The sequence below is a fragment of the Embleya sp. NBC_00888 genome (assembly GCF_045207655.1).
Taxonomy (GTDB): domain Bacteria; phylum Actinomycetota; class Actinomycetes; order Streptomycetales; family Streptomycetaceae; genus Embleya.
This window is the reverse complement of record NZ_CP108785.1, coordinates 5,574,647-5,592,062: the sequence shown is the minus strand read 5'-3', so window position 1 is coordinate 5,592,062 and position 17,416 is coordinate 5,574,647. Positions and strand designations below refer to the sequence as shown.

Sequence of the window (17,416 nt, the reverse complement as noted above, 5' to 3'; positions counted from 1 at the left end):
CCCGTCGAGGTTCGGCATGACCCACGAGCAGGCGATGGCCACGGTCGACGGCGTCCTGGAGGCGATCGGAACGCGCGGGGACGGCGAGGGGCGGGTCACACGAGCCGATCTGACGATCTGACTCCAGGACACAGCGTCGGCGGCGAGGACGTCGGAGCCTGGCTCCGGCGGCAACGACACGGCGCGGGGAGTCTGACGCCGGCGCAGCGAGCGGCGTTGGCCGAGGTCGGCGTCGACGTCACCGAGCAGGAGACGCAGCCGGCTGCGGTCGCGTCGACGACGAGAGCGGACCGGTGGACGCTCACCCTCGCCGCGGCTGCGGCGTACCGGCACCGCGAAGGCCACCTCACCGTCCGCGCAAGCACGTCGAAGTCATCGACCGCGACGGTGAAACACACCAGGTCAAGTTGGGGGTCGCCTTGGCGAACGCGCGGCACCGACGGGCCACATACCCGCCGGAGCGGCTCGACGCCCTCTCCGCACTCGACATGAGGTGGACGTGAGTTTCGGGCGTCGGGGGTGGGTTCGCGAGCGGGGTGGGCGTCCCGATCGCATCTTCCTCGATCGGGACGTCCGTGCCGCACGCTACCGGGTAGGTGACCGAAATCGATCATTCCCAGCCGCCAAAAGATAGGTTGCCAGGTGGTGTCGGAGGGTGGATCGCAGTGCGCGAGAACATGCGGAACGGGGGCGTACGGGATTCGGGGCCGTCCAGGTCCCCGCATCCAAGTCGCGGCCGAGCGGATCGCTGCGTGGCGCACTCGCGCTGTGGTGGGCGGGCGTCGAGTGTGAGCACCCGGCGCCCCGGCCGGATGTGCGAGCCGGTCCGGCCGGTGCAGTCGCTCTGTCGAGGGCGCGGCCCCCTCTTTGGGGTGAAGTTCCCGAGCCCCGGTGCCGGGTTGCACGGTGGCTGGGTGCCGTTCGTGGGGCCGCACATTCGCTGTCCGCGGTTGTGCGGACTGTGCCCCGCGATGGGATCAAGAAGAAGGCGTCGACCACGTGTGTGCTCGACGCCTTCTCCGCGTCTCACAGGCGCCGGTGGAGCATGCCGTCGTGAAGCCGTGGTGCGAGGCGTTGGACGCGCACATGAGCCGGCGCCCGCCCGAACACCCTGCCTCCGCCTGGGAACAGGCGTGGGTGAGCCCCTCGAGCGCGCTCTACGAGGACCTGCTGTTGTTGTCCGAGGCGCGGGTGGCGTTGATCGCGCTGTGCACGATCGTGATGGACCCTCCGACGTGATCGGCCGGCGAGGGAGGGTCCGGCACCCGCACCGGGGATGCGAATGCAGGTTTCGGCACGGTCGCGGCCGCGCGAAAAAGAGGCACGACCAAGCGGACCGCCCGCTCGGGAGCCGGCAGCGGGACCGGTTGTCCACAACGCGCACAGGCCCGATGAATCCAGGATAATTCATATATGACCGATTCAGACCTTTTGCTGAAATTCATATCTCTCGATGCCTCGGATGAACAATCCAGGAGTGGCGGTCCGGATTGATCTTCCGCAACCCCACCGGCCGGATCAAGGTCGGCCAATACGAGTACGGAGTGCTCCAACCTCTCGCACCCGACCAGATCGACCGCTCCGTCAGAGCGGCCATAACCCCGGCCGCGCGACTGGTCCTCGCCCTCGTCGCGGTTCACGCCGCCCGAGTCGCCCAGATCGGCAACCACATGTTCGACGACATCGACCTCGGCAACCGCCGGCTGACCATCGCCGGACGGGTCCGTCGGCTCGACGACCTCACCCTGAAACTGCTGCTGGACTGGCTGGAGCACCGACGACATCGGTGGCCCAACACGGCGAACCTCCACCTGCTGATCAACAACCAGACCGCCACGAGGACCGGACGCGCCAGCAACCACTGGATCAGCGCCGCGATGCGCGGGCAGGACGCGACACTGGCGCGACTCCGCGTCGACCGGCAACTCGAAGAGGCCCTGACCCACGGGCCCGACCCGCTCCACCTCGCCGAGGTGTTCGGGCTCGACGAGAAGACCGCGATGTGCTACGCGGACTCCGCAAGGGCGCTGCTGGAGCAGGCCGCCGAAGCCGACCCCGTGGGTTGACCGCGAACCCACCGGTCCATCCCCCGGAATCCGGGCAACACACCCCGGGTTCGTGCTGAAGAACCTTCAGTTTCCGCGAACTCACAGGCCTCCTCGGGGTCGAGGAACACCGGAACGAGGACTGGCGCTGGGGAGAATCTCCGGCCGGCCGCCGGATTCGGGGGCGGGGCGGCCGATTCCCCGACCTCTCGTCTGTCTCCTGTCGGTCTCCCGACGATTTTCCGTCGGTCTCCCGCCGAGCTTTCCCGTCGACTTCTTTCGTTCGCCTCTGTCGCGCGTGTGCCCGCTTCCGGCACCCTTGCCCTGGAAAGACCGTCGTGCGCGTGGGTCGTGACGCATGGTCAGGGGGCCGTGATGGGGATCTGGAGCGTGTCCGCCACGGTGATCGGGGGACTGACGTTCGTCGCCGCGGTCGCGTGTTTCGGGCTGTGCCGGGCCCGGAGGGCTCGAGAGGCCGCGAAACGGGTGAGGATGGAGGCGGTGCTCGCCGGCGGGATCGAACTCCATGACGCGGTGCGGTACACGTGGGGCAGGACGACCTGGTCGAGCCTCGAGGAGGTGGTGTTGGGACGGCTGCACCACGAGGGCCGGGTGCACGTGTCCAGGGACGGCCTGGTCACCTACGCGGCGCGAGAGGGCGGTTGGACGAAGGCGGAGGACCCGATCGCCGAGGCCGCACTCGTCGCCGTGCGAGACCGTCCCCACGGTCTCAGGCTGTACGAGCTCGCCGAGGACCCCGCCTACCGGGTGGCCAGGGACGAGCACGCGCCTTGGCCGCCGGAATTCGTCGTCGTGGCCTCGCAGGCTCGCGAGGACTTGCTCGACGAGGCGGTGCAGCCGGTGTTGTGGGTCTGGTCCGGAGGAATCGCCGGCTACCTGACGTGGTTGGTGTCGTGGGACGCCCTGGTGGACGTGCGTGTGATGGTGGGGTATCCCGGTGTCTGGGCGGTGGCCCTGATCTCGGCGGCCTTCGTGCTGACCGGAGGGCTCACGTCGGCGGCGCTGCTCGAATCGTGGCCCTGCCACCACCATGTGTCCTGGACCGAGATCGTGAAGGAACGGTGTGCGGAAGTCGTGCGCCGAGAGACGAGCGACCTCGACCCCACGATCGCAAGCGCGCTGCGGTTGCACCGCGAGCGTTCCCGCATGGCCGCCGACTCGAATGCGGCCTGGTCGAGCTATTGCGGAGACATCTGTGGTGAGGGTGACGTCTACGGCGATGCCGATGGCGATCTTTGAAAGAGCCTCATGTCGCCCCGCCCCCGCCCCCGCCCCCGTCCGTGGACGCCGAGGAGTCGGAACCGCACCACCCAGAGAGGGGGAACTCCCACGTCCCACCAGCTCCGAACCGCCTCCCGGCCCCAAGCGATCCGGGCTGTCCGCGGCTGGTCGGCGCCCTGGACCACGCTGCAACGCTAGTGCTGCATTCCTCAAAGGATGTACATGAACCGGCGCCGTAACGTGCGGGTCGGTGGGGCAGGTCTTCCCCATATCCAAGGTCTGGCACGGGCGTTGAGTTGGAATGTCGCGAGGGTCGTGGCCTGCGCAATGTCGGAGGGGTTGGAAAACGAGCGGCCGGCCAGTGCCGCCTTGCGGAAGATGCGCCACCACCCCTCCTGCAGGTTCAACCAACATGCGCCGACCGGCACGAAGACATGTTGGATCCTGGGATGGTCGACGAGCCATTCCCGAGTGGAAAGGCTGTTGTGGGAAGAGAGGTTGTCGGTGACCACCACGATGTCGCCGGTGGGGTTGGCGTCCTCGACGAGTTGGAGGAATCGCTGGTAGAAGACGCTGTTGCGCGACGACGCGGTCATCGTGACCTCGGTCCCGTCGCGGACCCGCAGGCCCCCGTAGACCCAGGTCTTCTCCGGGCCGCGGCCGTAGTCGAGTTCGTTCTTGATGCGATGCCCGTCCGGCGACCAGCCCGGCGCCGGAGGGAACGCGCGTGGGATCACCGGGCCGAGCTCGTCGACGCACACGACCGTCGCGTCTTCGGGCGGGTTGGTGTAGAGCTCGACGATCCGCGTCCTTTTCCCGCGAAGTCCGGGTCCCTCGACCGGACCCACGACCGGGTGCGGCGCCACCGAACCCCCTCGGCGAGCAGGATCCTGCGGACCTGCGAACGGCTCACCGCAATGCCGATCCTTCCGGCCTCGGCGGCCAGGGCGTCCAACGTCCACTCCGGCGGCCCCGCCTCGTCCGCCGCCCACAACTCGTCGGATGGCTGCGTCTCCAAGCGGCCCGGTGGAGTGAGCTTGACCAAGGCGACGATCCGGGAGCGCTCGGCCTCGGTGATCCGCCGTTTGCGGCCGCAGCCGGGCCGGTCCGCGAGGCCGTCCAGGCCCTGTTCGTTGAACCGGTGCAGCCACCGCCGCACGGTCTTCGCATCGCACCCCGCCCGAGACGCCACCTGCGGCACGCGCAGACCTTCCCAGCTCAGCGTGACGATCCTCGCCCGCAGGATCCAATCACCCGGCGCGTGACGCGCCCCGGCCAACCGCCGGATCCTCTTCTCCTCGTCCCCGTCCACGGGTTCACGGGCCATCAGAAACTTCGGCACCACACTCGCCCCCGAGCAGCCGAAACACCACTGTTTGACCAGTACTTACCCGCCCAAAGCGGAACCTAGCACTAGTAGTACTTCGTTAGGTCGGGATTGGTATTCGTGTGCGGTGTTCGGGTTTCCTTGTGGGGAGAGGGCGTTCGCAGGTGTGGCAGATGCCGTCCCAGCAGCTCAGGAGGTCCTGGAGTGCGTCGAGGACCTGGTAGAGCGTCAGGCCGGCGTGGGGACTTTTGGGTGGAGCCGGTGGAAGGTGAGGAAGGCGTGGGCAGCGGTGACCAGGGCGACGTGGTGGTGCCATCCGCGCCAGGTCCTGCCCTCGAAATGGTCCAGGCCCAGGCCGTGTTTCATCTCGCGGTAGTCGTGTTCGATCCGCCATCGCATCTTCGCCAGGCGCACCGGCCGACGGGTCGAGGTGCCCTCGGGCAGGTTCGTCAGCCAGTACTCGGTGGGGGCCTTCTCCCCCGCGGGCCACTCGCTGAGCAGGGTCGCCGTGGGCAGCACCCCGTCCCAGGCGGCCGAGCCGCCCGCCCGTTCGATGGCGTGCGCGCGGATCGCGACGCCGGCCGGGCGCACGATCCGCACTCTGAAACGGGAACGCATCGGTCCCCTGGAACCCTTGCGCCAGGTCACCCGCCGGTGGGACTTGGGACCGGGTTCCAACGCGAGGGCCTTGAGGGAGGACGCCTTCCCGCGGTAGCGAACCGCGGGTCTGCGGCCCCTCCCGCTCCAGGCGGGCGCGGTCGGCAACGCCTCGTGCGGGTGGGCCGACTCGTCGGCCCGCACCGCGACCACGAACTCCAGGCCCCGGTCGACCAGGGCCCGCCGAAACGCGGAGTTCTGCCCGTATCCGGCGTCCGCGACGATCGTCCTCGGGGACAGCCCCCAGGCGATCGCCTCGTCGATCAGGTCCAGCGCCAGGCGCCACTTCTCCCGGTGCCCCACCTCGTCCGGAACCCCGGCCCGGGTCCTGCGTCCGGCGTCCTCGTCCCACTCGGCGGGGACGAACAGCCGCCACGAGATCGGCACGGAGGCGAGGTCGGAGGCGGCGTGCAGACTCACCGCGACCTGGCAGTTCGACTGTTTGCCCAGCGCCCCGCACCACTGCCGGGCCACCCCGACCGACATGCGCCCGTCCTTGGGGAAGGACACGTCGTCGATCACCCACACCTCGGGCTCCACGATCGGAACCGTCCTGAGCGCGACCGCCCGCAACACCGCCGCGTGGTCCCACGGCGACTGGTTCACGAACTGCTGCAACGACTGCATGTCCCCGTCCGGCAACCGATCCGCCATCGGCTGGATCGACTTCCGCCGCCCGTCCAACATCAACCCGCGCAGATAGCAGTCCGCCCACCCACGCGTGTCCCGACGCGACACCGACGCGAACACCTCCGCCACGAACGCACCCAACTCGGACCGCAGTTCCTCGATCTCCCCCAGGTTCACACCCACCAGCATGCCGGAAACCGGTCAGTGAGATCAACAGAGCTAACGAAGTACTACTAGTGTCCTGCGCCGGAGATCCGTCGGCAGAACCGGGCGAGGGAGTCGAGGATCTCCTCGGCTGTCTTGGTCCATACGAACGGCTTGGGATTCTCGTTCCAGTCCTTGACCCAGGCTCGGATGTCGGCTTCGAGGGCCTGGACGTTCCTGTGTGCGCCGCGGCGGATCATCTGGTCGGTGAGGAAGCCGAACCACCGCTCGACCTGGTTGATCCAGGAGGAACCCGTCGGGGTGAAATGCACGTGGAAGCGCGGGTGTTTGGCCAGCCACGCCCGAATCGCCGGGGTCTTGTGGGTGCCGTAATTGTCACAGATCAAATGGACCTGGAGATGCGCGGGGACCTCCTTGTCGATCCTGATCAGGAACTTCCTGAACTCCGCCGCCCGATGCCGGCGATGCAGGGCGGTGATGACTTCGCCGGTGGCGACGTCGAACGCGGCGAACAGGGTGGTCAGGCCGTTGCGGAGATAGTCGTGGGTGCGCCGTTCGGGCATGCCGGGCATCATCGGCAGGACCGGCTGGGATCGATCCAACGCCTGGATCTGCGACTTCTCGTCCACGGAGAGCACGACCGCACCCTCGGGCGGGTTGAAGTACAGCCCGACGACGTCGTGGACCTTCTCCAGGAACAACGGATCCGTCGACAGCTTGAACGTGTCCGTCAGGTGTGGCTTGAGCTGGAACCGGCGCCAGATGCGGCCGACGGTGGACTTCGACAGGCCGCTGCGGTCCGCCATCGACCTGCGCGACCAATGGGTGGCGTTCCTCGGGATCTCCTCCAACGTGGCGACCACGACGGCCTCGACCCGTTCGACGTCGATGGTGGGCGGCCGACCCGGCCGGGGTTCGTCCACCAGACCGTCCAACCGGTCGACGAGGAAACGCCGCCGCCACTTGCGGACCGTGTCCGCGGCGACTCGCAGATCCCGGGCGACCGCGACGATCGGCGGCACCTCCGGCCCCGCACACGCCAACACGATTCGCGAGCGAAGTGCCAACGCCTGAGCCGACGTTGCCCGGCGGGTCCACCGCTCCAACGTCACCCTCTCCTCGTCGGAGAGCAGTAACGGCTCCAACTTCGGACCACGACGAGGAACCGACGCACCAACCACAGAAGTCACACAACATCTAACGAACAACTACAGGCGCAGGACACTAGGCCGCGTATCCAGTTGAGATCAACAGGTGCCCCGGCTGAGGGCGTTGACCCAGATCATCGCGGCGCGAAGGTGGAGGCCGGCGAGGTAGCTCTCGGGGGTCTTGTCGTAGCGGGTGGCGATGCCTCGCCAGGCCTTGAACCTGTTTATCAGGCGCTCGACGGTGTTCCGTTCCTTGTAGAGGTCTGCGTCGTGGCCGACGGGCCTGCCGCCCCCGGTGCCCTTCCTCTTGCGGTTGGCGGCCTGGTCCCTCTTTTCCGGGATGACTGCCTTGATGCGGCGTCTCCGCAGGTGGGCGCGGTTGCCACGGGACGAGTAGGCCTTGTCTCCGGCGACCGCGTCGGGCCGGGTGCGGGGACGCCCGACGGGCCCGCGGACCCGTACCTTCCCGAGGACGGGGACGAACTGCGGGCTGTCGGCGGCCTGTCCCGCAGTCAGGATCAGCGCCAAGGGCCGGCAGTTGCGGTCCGAGGCGAGATGGATCTTGGAGGTCTGTCCACCCCGCGAGCGTCCGAGCAGGCCGGCCCTCAGCCGGATCCGATGCCGGCGCCGGACACGTCGTCGTTCCTCCCGGTCCGGGTCGATTCCGGCTCCGTTCCCGCTTTGTTCCTCCGGATCGCCCCCTTTGCCGGGCCTTCTCCTCCTCGGCGGCGGCCTTCTCCAGAGCGGTGAGCGTGTCCGGGTCGAGATGCATCCCGGCGGCGTCGTGGTGCGCCCGGACGGTGGTCGAGTCCACGCTCACCAGCGACATGTCCACCACGCCCCGCTTCGCGGCCTCCGCGATCAGGCCCTCCAACAGGGCCTCGAAGACACCGGCGTCCCGCCACTGCCGAAAGCGGTTGTGCACGGTCGGCCACGCACCGAACCGCTCCGGCATCTCACGCCACTGCGCACCCGTCCGAAACTTCCAGATCACGCCCTCGAACTGCTGCCGCAGCCGCTCGGGATACGGACCGAACCCACCGATCGGCAGATACGGCCCGATGAACTCCCACTCCACGTCCGTCAGTTGCTCTCGCGTCACAACAAGACCAATTACCAGACCAGGACCGGGTTGACGACGAATCCCACAGATCGATCACAACCCGATACACGCCCTAGCGGTCTCAACGCCATCACGAACGGCATCACGAGGTCGGCGAGTTCGCAGCGGAAGCCGTCCTGGTCGCGGTACGCGCAGTCCGCAGCAACCGCCCGGAAGGACACGCCCGCCTGCTTCGCCTCACGGGCCAGAGCGGCTCCGATCCGCAGTTTCGTGCGGACACGTCTGCCATCGGACTTTCCCATTCAGGAACAAAGTTGGTGACGACAGTATCGGGATCCCGCGGCCCCGCCGAAGCGGGGCCGCGGTGAACTGTGTTCTCCTTCCCGCGTTGCCGCGGTTCGCGGCATCACGCCCTGGCTGATACCGGTGAGATCACCCTTCGATGTCGGCGATCACGCGATTGGCATCCCGTGTGATGGCCGTGCGCACGTCCGCGTTCGGGACCACCTTCACATCGGCGACGAGGGTCTTGAGCTTCCCCAACTCGGCGATCGCCTTGTCGTCGTTGCCGTGTGCCTCGGCCACGCGCGCCTGCTCGAGCCGGCTGGTGAGCTTCGTCTTGGCCGTCGCGGACAGCCAGCCGGTGGCGCGGAACCGGTCGATGAGGTTCTGCATGTCGCGCATCGATGTGGTCACCGCGAACCGGATCGCGGTCGTGGTCTTGTTGCCCGCGTTGTCCACGGCGAGGACGTCGACGGTGTGCTGCCCGAGGCTCAGGGCGAACAGCGGTTGAACCGTGCCGGACGTGGCGGCCTTTCCGTCGACTGTGCCCGCGAGCGTCTTGACGCCGGAGGTCGGGTCGATCGCTTCCCAGCTCACTCGCACGTCCTGCGAGTCGCCGTAGACCGCGCCGTCGGCGACCCCGGCGACCAGCAGCACCGGCTTGGTCGCGTCGATCTTGATCGTCGCGGCCTTGTCCGCTTCGACGAGTCCGGCCCGGTCGGTACCCCGGTAGCGCAGGACGTGTTCGCCGTCGCCGGACACCGATACCGCGCTGCCCGGGTAGGGGGTCCAAGCGCCGCCGTCCAACGCGTATTCGATGCCCGCGACCCCTGACGATTCGTCAACGGCCGTGAGCGTGACCGGAATCGCTCCCGCGTGCCAACCGCCGTCGCCCGGTGCCGCGAATCCCGCCGTGGTCAACGGCGTCCTGGTGTCGACCTTGACGACCAGTTCCTTGCTCTCCTCCGTGTTGCCGGCCCCGTCCTTCGAGCGGTACTGGAGCTTGTGTTCACGGTCGCCGCTCACGCTCACCGGGGTTCCGGCGTACGTCGTCCACCCGGCGGCGTCCAGGTTGTACTCGGTGGCGGCGACGCCCGACCCGTCCGCCTCGTCGGTCCCGGTCAGGGTCACGTTGACGGGAGCCGTCGTGTACCAGCCGTCCTTCCCCGTGGGCTGAGCCGGATCGGGCGTCGCGGTGGTAACCGGTGCCTGGGCATCCGCGGCGACCTTGGTGAACTTCCACTTCTGGTTGTTCGCGCCGTTGCAGGTCCATTGCACGACCTTGGCCCCGTCCTGCGTGCCGACACCGGCGACGTCGGCGCACAGCTTGCTCGTGACGTTGGCGAGCGAGTACGCGCCGGGCTCGGCGCCCGCCGTCGGCTTCCAATGCTGATTGCCGCCACCGTTGCAGGTGTACTGCGCGAGTTGCACATCAAGCTCGGTGGACCGGCCCGGGACTTCCAGGCACTTGCCGTCGATCGCCGACTTGATCGTGTACGAGCCGTCACCGACCGGGTCGACCTGCCACTTCTGCTCCTTGCCGGCGCCCGGTGCCTGCTGGACGATCGGCGCGGAGTCGGCCGGCGACGCGCCCTGCACGGCCATGTTCTTGCCGCTGTGCTTGGCCGTGAGCGTGTACAGGCCCGCTTCGATGCCGGGCTCGGTGACCACACCGGTATCGAACTGGATCGCGTCCACATCGAAGGAGTTGTTCTGTGCCGCCTTGAACACCATGTAGAGCTTGTGCGTTCCGGCGAGCGCGGCGAGCGACACGCCCGGGGTGGTCTGGTAGTTGTTCCAACCACCGGTGGACGGCACGGGCGTACTGCTCAGGAGCGTTCCGGTGGGAGAGTCCGCGTGCACCTCGATGCGTGCGCCGCCGGCGGGTGAGGACAGCCGGTATCGAATCGACGCGGTCCCCACGAGGTTGGCGGGATCGAACATGACCCAGTCGTTGTCGCTGATGTCACCGAGGCGTTTGCCGCTCTCCGCGCCCGGTTCGTCGACCACCCGAATCCCGGACTGCGCGGTGAAGTACTCGGCCTGCTTGTGGCGCGGCTGGAGCACGGCCCGGGCGTAGCCGGTGAGCGGGCTCGCGTTGGGGCCACCCTTGTCGGTGTACTTCGCGTTCAGGACGAAGTACAGGTTGGCGCCCTCCGGGTGCCCGCCGAGGTCGCCGGTGGCGATGGTGCCCTCACAACCGGGAATGTCGGCGGTCGGGTGTTCGTGGTCGTCGTGTCCGAGGGCCGGGTTGACCACGACGTTCGCGCAGTCGACGGGCCCGTCCTCGGGGTCGGTGACCTTGACCTTGTAGGGAACGCGGTCGCCGAAGGCGATGAACTGCCCGTTCGCGGGGAACTCCAGGGTGACCGTGGGCGCGGTGTTGCCCACGGATATCGCGAGGTTCGCGAAGCCCGATTTGCCGGTCGCGTCCGTCACCTTGAGCTGCGCGCTGTAGTCGCCGTTGACGGTGTAGACGTGCGTCGGATCGGCCTCGGTGGAATCGGTGGTGCCGTCGGCGTCGAAGTCCCACGCGTAGGTGAGCGATTCGCCGTCGGGGTCGAATGTGCCCGCGCTGGAGAACTTCACGGTCAGCGGGCCGGGGCCGTTGGGCGGGGTCGCGCTCGCCTTGACGATCGGCTTGCGTTGGCCCTGCGTGTAGTCGATCCGGTAGAGGCCGGAGTCGTTGTTGCCGCCGCCGAACGAGCTGCCCCAGTCGAGCACGTAGAGGGAACCGTCGGGGCCGAAGGTCATGTCCATCGGCTTGGCGAATTTCGCCGTGGGCAGGAAGTCGTTGATCTTCAGGAGCCTGTTCGACGCGTCGAAGCGGATCTCCTTGACGAAGCCGCGCGCCCATTCGTAGAAGAAGCCGGCGCCGTCGTAGTAGGCCGGGAACTTCGTCGTGGAGGGGTTGTTCGGGTCGTAGCGATACACCGGCCCGGCCATCGGCGCGGAGCCGCCCTGGCCCATTTCGGGGAACTCGGGCGAGGCGCCGTAGCCGTACCAGATATCCGGCAGTTGCACGGCCGGGAGCTGGGTCAGACCGGTGTTGTTGGGCGAGGGGTTCGTCAAGTTGGCGCAGTCGAACTTCGCTCCGACGACCTTGGTGTCGGGGTTGTAGGGCGCGTAGGGCTGGTTGTTGCCGTGGCAGAACGGCCAGCCGAAGTTGCCGGGCTGCTTGATGACGTTGTACTCGACCAGGCCTTCGGGCCCCCGGTCGGTGGTGGGCAGCCCCCGGTCGGGCCCGTAGTCGGCCACGTGCACCCATCCGTTGGCCCGGTCGACCCGGAAGCGGAACGGGTTGCGGAAGCCCATCGCGAAGACCTCGGGCCTGGTCTTGTCCGTGCCCACCGGGAACATGTTCCCTGACGGGATGTCATATCCCCCGTCGGCCTTGGGCTTGATCCGCAGGATCTTGCCGCGCAGGTCGTTGGTGTTGCCCGCGGTGCGCGCCGCGTCGAGCATGAACTTGCCGGGCCGCCAGTCGATCGGCGCGTAGCCCTGCCAGTTCGGGTCCAGGTTGGGCGGCACGTCGTCACCGGTACCCAGGTACAGGGTGCCGTCGGGGCCGAAGTCGAGTGCGCCGCCGGTGTGGCCCGGTTCGCCGAACGTACGGCTGCGGTAGGCGGGCACGTCGATGATCTTCTTCTCGCTAGCCAGGTCCATCGTGTCACCGGTGACGGTGAAGCGGGACAGGCGGTTCACGTCGTCCGGGCTCGCGGCCGGCGAATGGTAGAGGTAGATCCATTTGTTCTGCGCGAAGTTCGGGTCGAGGGCCATACCGACCAGACCGTCCTCACCGCCGGTGTACACCGAAAGCTTGGCCACCGTGGTCGTGCTGTGCGTGTCGGGCTTGTAGACCTTGACCTCACCGCTGCGCTGAATGTAGAAGACCCGGCCGTCGGGGGCAACGTCGAGTTGCATCGGGTCGGCGGTGTTGTCGTCGAGGGTGACCTTCTCGAAGCCGCTCCACACCGTGCCGCCGCAGTCGCCGGGGACGTTGCCGGCCGCCCACTTGAGGCCGCCGATGATGTGCTTGCGCAGATCGGGTTCCGCGTAGGAGGAGGCGGTGTGGCCCATGGCGGTGGCCCAGATCCGGCCGCCCTCCGCATTGCGGCACCAGGAGATGGGGTGGTCGGCGCCCATCCTGGACGGGCCTGGGTTGTAGGTGATCTCGTCCGCCGTCACCAGGACGTGCACGTTCCCCCGGGGGTTCTTGTCGAAGTTGTACCACTCCTCGCTGCGGGACCAGCGCTCCGGCAGGTCCTTGGTCGAGGGGTGCACGCGGTCGGCGACCTTGGCGGTGCCCGCGAGGACACCGGGCGAGTGGGCGGGCATGTGGGCACCGCCGTTGACCAGGTCGTCCCACCACGGGAAGTCGTTCTCGATGCCCATGTCGGTGGCGTTGTGGATCGCCACGATGCCCTTGCCGGAACGGACATACTTCTGCAGGGCGGTGCGCTGGGCGTCGTTGTCCCAGACCATGCCCGAGTTCTGCAGCATGACGATGGCGTCGAAACCGGCCAGGCTCGCGTCGTTGAAGACGGCCGAGTCGTTGGACTGCACGACCTCGTAGTGGTTGGCCTCGGCCTCGTCCTGGAACATCTTGATCCCGGCGGGGATCGAGTCGTGCACGTAGCCGACGGCCTTGGTGAACAGCAGGGCGCGGAACGTGGCGTGCGCCTGCGCCTGCTGAACGGGTGTCAGGGTGAACAGGGCCAGGGCCATCGCGAGGACGGCGCCGAGCGACCGTACGGTTCGAGTGGTTCGCGAGGTGCCTCTGGGGAAGGGTGGACCGATCGAGCGCATGGGTTCTCCTCGTTTCGCGCGGGGATGCGCTGCTCACGCCACGCGGATCGCGGGTGAGCGGGACTGGGCGAGGGTTTCCGTGGCCGGCTGGTCGAACTTTGGCGAGGTGCCGTACGGGTCAGAGCGTGGCGAGGGTCGCGCGCAGGAAGGCGATGCCGTCGCGGGCGATCGTGTCCTGGGTGGCGGCGAGAGGTCTCCAGATGGAGGCGGCCACCGCGATCGAGGCGTTGTGCGCGGTGAACGACTCGATGCAGAGCGGACCGTGATGGCCGGCTGCCGCCAGGGCGGTCAGGAAGCCGGGCCAGTCGAGGTGGTCGGTGCCGGGCGTGCCGCGGTCGTTCGCGCACACCTGCACGTGCGCGATCCGGCCCGCCGCCGCTTGGACGGCGCCGACGAGGTCGTGTTCCTCGATGTTCTGGTGGTAGGTGTCCAGGGCGATGCCGACGGCGTCGGCGGGGAGTTCGGCGATGGCTTCCAGGGTTTGCGCGACGGTGTTGAGCACGCTGGTCTCGTACCGGTTGAGGGGTTCGACGGCCAGCAGGACGCCGGCGGAGCGGGCGTGTTCGACGATCGGGGCGAGGCCGTCGCGGAACTCGTCGAGGAGGCGGGCGCGTTCGGCCTCGGTGGTGCGCCAGGTGCGGCCGACCGCCGCGTACATGGGGCCGGCGACGACGGGTGCGCCGACCTCGGCGGCGGCGTCGACGCAGCGGCGCAGGTAGTCGCGGGTCCGACCCAGGCCGGCCGCGTCGGTGGCGACGAGGTCGCGGCCCGGCGACATGACCGCCGCGACGGACGCAGCCGTCAGGTCGTGGTCGAAGGGAACCTTGCGGAGCGACGCCGTACTCCAGTCGTCGGGTTGCTCCAGCGGAAGCTCGACCACGTTGACACCGAGCTCCCGGACGCGAGGCGCGAGTTCGACGAGGTCGGCATCGTTGAACGGGGAGGTCCGGATCCAGGTGTTCACACCGAGCGCACGCATGGCTGTGCTCCTTGTCGTCGCGGGGTCGCGGAGGCGGCGGGATCGGTGCGGGGCCGGAACCGGGGGTAGCGGGACGACCGCCCGGGCCCGCTCCGCTACTTGCCGCCCCACTTCTCCAGGTAGCCCGGCAGGGTCCCGCAGCCGCACATCGCGTAATGCAGCGGCGGCATGCCGGGCTTGAGGTACTGATCGCGGTTGTCGGCCGTGATGGTGGGTTGCGGAAGCTTCCATTCCTTGGGTACCGGCTCGCCCTTGAGGATCTTCAGAGCCGCGATGATCGGAGTGCGCCACTGGTACGAGGGGTAGGTCGGGGCGATCGCGGTGAGGTTCTTCTTCTTCCAGACCTCCAGGAACTGCTGCTGGTCCTCGCCGGTGATCGGCGGGACCTTCCTGCCCGCGTCCTCGAACGCCTCCACGGCCGCGACGGCGGTGTCGCCGGCGTCCATCCAGACGCCGTCGATGGTGCCGTGGCGCTGGATGGCGTCGCTGACGACGGCCTTGGTCCTGGCCGGGTCGCCGTCGGTGAACTTCACGTCGACGACGTCGAGTCCGCCCTGCTCCAGCACACGCTTGCCCGCGGCCCAGCGGTTCTCCAGGACGTCGACGCCGGGCAGGACCCGCAGCGCGAGAATCTTCCCGCCGGGCTTGACCTTCTCCTTCAGGAACCGGGCGCCGGTGTCGCCGAAGGCGTAGCCGCCGACGGGCGCCGGGACGTTGCCGGTCTGCACGGGAACCCATCCGTTGCCGTTGTCGGCGCTGGTCTCGACGGCCGCGAGGACGCGCTGGACTTGCAGGCCGTCGGCGAACGTGGGTGTGGGCTCCGTGCGTTCGGCACATGCGGTGAACAGATCGGTGGCCTGGTGGGTGAGGGTGTGTTCGTAGCCGAGCACGTGGCCCGGCGGCCACCGGGCACCGGTGTAGGGGTGTTCGGGTTCGGGGACGAGGATGCGGCGGAAGCCTGCCGTGCGGGCCTCGTCGGCCCGGTCGTCAAACCGCAGTTCGTTCATGGGCTCGAAGTCGAACACGGTACTGCCGGCCGAACCGTTGACCTCGATCCGCAGGCTGTTCTTGCGCCCGGTGGCGAAGCGGGTGGCCTCGAACGACGCGAGCCCACCGCCGGAGAGGCGGCCGATGAACAGGGCCGCGTCGTCGACGCTGACGTCGCCGTGTTCCGATCCGGACTCCCCCAGCGGCCGTTGGCGCACGAACGTCTCGGTGAGCGCGCTGACACCGGTGAGATGTTGGCCGGTGACGAACTGGGCGGTGGCGATGATGTGCGCACGGAACTCGCCGAGCGCATCCGAACCGGCCTTGCTCTTGGCGAGGCGCCATACGAGCGGGAAGGAGGGGACGACGATCCGGTCCTGAAGGTGCTGGGCACGTACGTGTCGAATCTCGCCGAGTCGGCCCTCGGCCACGGGTTCGCGGGCGAGGGTGAGTGCGGGCACCCGCCGGTAGTTGAACCCGACCATGGCGCGCACGCCGTGGACCCGGGCGGCGTCGGCCCCGGCTGCCATGGCCTCGGCCTCGGCGACGGAGTTCGCAAGGGGATTCTCGCACGGCACGTGCTTGCCCGCCGCGAGGGCGGCAACGGCGATCTCGGCGTGCGAGGCGCCGGGCGTGCAGATGTCGTCGTCGCGGTCGAGCAGCTCGCGCCAGTCGGTGAGAGCGGTGGACCAACCGAGCCTGCGTGCCGCCGTCGTCACGGCGGAACGGTCGCGGCCGACCAGCGCGGCCATCGCCGGAGCATGTGCCGAATCGAAGAACGGACTCACGTTGCGCCACGTCTGGGAATGCGCACGGCCCATGAACGAGTAGCCGACTGTTGCGATCCCGAGTGCCGGTCTGTCGTGATGCGTCGTCACAAGTTGCGTCCCTTCGCCGCACAATCGCCCTCAGTGGTCGATGTTTCGCCAGGAACGTAGTCTCTTTTACTCAACCCCAGAAGAGTTTTCCCCGAAGAGAAATAAACTTCTTCCACATACTGGACAAATGATCAGGTCGAGCGGATCCTGATTCTGATCCCCTGTCTGGAAAGGGAGTTGCGTCCCCTTCCCGGGCGGCGCCGACGCGCGCACCTGCGCGGCCTGACTGGCCGGTGGCCGAGGCCCCAGGAGGCCCGGGCCGCCGGCCGAGCCGGCCCGGCGGACAAGCCCCCCGAGGAGTCGACGTGCCAGGGGAATTCCGCACCACGGTTTGCACACCGTGTTGGGACGGCCGGCCAGGGATACGGATCCGCAACGACCTGGGTTCCGCCGCACCGGATGCGATGGACGGCTTCGCGGCGTGGTCCAGGACGAAGGTCAGGCCGAGGAGCCGGGGGCTGCGGCCGTCAGGGCGGGCAGTCGGTGCGGGAGGGCGACGAGGTCGTAGGCCGGCGTCGGCGACGAGGCCGCGCAGCACGTCGTAGGTCGGCGAGGGTGAAGTAGTCTCGCAGCCGAGCGAGTTCGGGGCCGGTGGTCCAGTCTCGGTCGCGCACGGACAGGTCCCATACGTGGTGGTGCGCGCCGGCGACGGTCGCATCTGCCACACCACGGGGAGAGCCGCGGCGGCTCTGTCGGCGCAGCAGTCGAGGAGTTCCGCCATGCGTGCCTGCCACACGAGGTCGACCGGATCGTTCGACGATGGCGAACAGCGCGGCGTAGTCCTCGCATTCGACGAGTGGCAACGGTCGGTACCGCCGCGCCGGATGGTCCAGGATGTGGCGCCGGTCCGGCGGATGGCCTGGGTGAGTTCGGCGGGGACTTCGCGGTGGACTGCTCCTACTCGGTGATGCGGTCGGCGTGCTGATCGCGGACCGACACCACGAACGCCTCATGGTGGTGCCGGATACCGCCTGGCGCGGTTCCTCGATCTGACGACGAACCGGCACCTGAGCGTGGTCGAGCCGGACAAGCGGTGGGCTTTGCAGGAGTTGGACGCCGACGGCAAGCCGGTCGGTGCCCCGGGCTGCGTCGGAGCCGGCGTGGATCACGGCCGCGAACACCCGGCCCGCCACTACCGTGAGCCGGCATTCGTACGCCTTCGCCACGGCCGTCTGGAACAGATGCGCGGTGGTGGCGATCGCGG

The 17,416-nt window shown here is 68.5% G+C and carries 9 protein-coding genes and 4 pseudogenes; 3 read left to right on the top strand and 10 right to left on the bottom strand.

Translation table 11 applies throughout. The annotated features are described in order from the left end of the window. Positions 1–1,053: 1,053 nt before the first annotated feature. From OG948_RS58930 to OG948_RS58920, 3 genes are all read left to right on the top strand, one after another. Positions 1,054–1,239: a hypothetical protein gene (locus OG948_RS58930; protein ID WP_331773274.1), complete on the top strand. Its 186-nt coding sequence runs from the start codon at positions 1,054–1,056 to the stop codon at positions 1,237–1,239. A 251-nt stretch (positions 1,240–1,490) separates the two neighbouring features. Beyond that, a complete protein-coding gene (locus OG948_RS58925) occupies positions 1,491–2,066 on the top strand; it encodes a hypothetical protein (RefSeq protein WP_331773273.1) in 576 nt (191 codons plus the stop codon). Positions 2,067–2,420: 354 nt separating this feature from the next. Continuing rightward, positions 2,421–3,305, top strand: a complete 885-nt coding sequence (locus OG948_RS58920) for a hypothetical protein (RefSeq protein ID WP_331773272.1) — start codon at positions 2,421–2,423, stop codon at positions 3,303–3,305. 191 nt (positions 3,306–3,496) lie between these two features. Here OG948_RS58920 and OG948_RS58915 read toward each other — a convergent pair whose 3' ends face one another. The 10 genes and pseudogenes from OG948_RS58915 to OG948_RS58870 all read right to left on the bottom strand — a co-directional run. Further along, positions 3,497–4,024: a transposase gene (locus OG948_RS58915; protein ID WP_331773271.1), complete on the bottom strand. Its 528-nt coding sequence runs from the start codon at positions 4,022–4,024 to the stop codon at positions 3,497–3,499. Further along, complete coding sequence (locus OG948_RS58910) at positions 4,021–4,629, bottom strand: helix-turn-helix domain-containing protein (protein WP_331773270.1); 609 nt, start codon at positions 4,627–4,629, stop codon at positions 4,021–4,023. Before OG948_RS58910 ends, OG948_RS58915 begins: the two co-directional genes overlap by 4 nt. Positions 4,630–4,842: 213 nt before the next feature. Continuing rightward, on the bottom strand, positions 4,843–6,078 hold the full coding sequence (locus tag OG948_RS58905) for an IS701 family transposase (protein WP_406300852.1): 1,236 nt from the start codon (positions 6,076–6,078) through the stop codon (positions 4,843–4,845). Between the two features lie 56 nt (positions 6,079–6,134). After that, entirely contained in the window at positions 6,135–7,247 is a 1,113-nt protein-coding gene (locus OG948_RS58900; protein WP_331773654.1) for an IS630 family transposase, read from the bottom strand. 66 nt (positions 7,248–7,313) lie between these two features. Beyond that, positions 7,314–8,316: pseudogene (locus OG948_RS58895) on the bottom strand (IS5 family transposase). Between the two features lie 393 nt (positions 8,317–8,709). Further along, positions 8,710–9,684: pseudogene (locus OG948_RS58890) on the bottom strand (OmpL47-type beta-barrel domain-containing protein); the annotation flags it as partial. 105 nt (positions 9,685–9,789) lie between these two features. Continuing rightward, a pseudogene (locus tag OG948_RS58885) lies at positions 9,790–13,287 on the bottom strand (ThuA domain-containing protein); the annotation flags it as partial. 199 nt (positions 13,288–13,486) lie between these two features. Continuing rightward, on the bottom strand, positions 13,487–14,347 hold the full coding sequence (locus OG948_RS58880) for a sugar phosphate isomerase/epimerase family protein (protein WP_331773268.1): 861 nt from the start codon (positions 14,345–14,347) through the stop codon (positions 13,487–13,489). A gap of 95 nt (positions 14,348–14,442) precedes the next feature. Further along, on the bottom strand, positions 14,443–16,212 hold the full coding sequence (locus OG948_RS58875; RefSeq protein WP_406300851.1) for a substrate-binding domain-containing protein: 1,770 nt from the start codon (positions 16,210–16,212) through the stop codon (positions 14,443–14,445). A gap of 655 nt (positions 16,213–16,867) precedes the next feature. Then, a pseudogene (locus OG948_RS58870) lies at positions 16,868–17,107 on the bottom strand (L-rhamnose mutarotase); the annotation flags it as partial. Positions 17,108–17,416 lie beyond the last annotated feature (309 nt).

Coding starts and splice junctions, on each gene's coding strand:
- OG948_RS58920 (WP_331773272.1), top strand. CDS start 2,421: ATGGGGATCTGGAGCGTGTCCGCCACGGTGATCGGGGGACTGACGTTC.
- OG948_RS58880 (WP_331773268.1), bottom strand. CDS start 14,347: ATGCGTGCGCTCGGTGTGAACACCTGGATCCGGACCTCCCCGTTCAAC.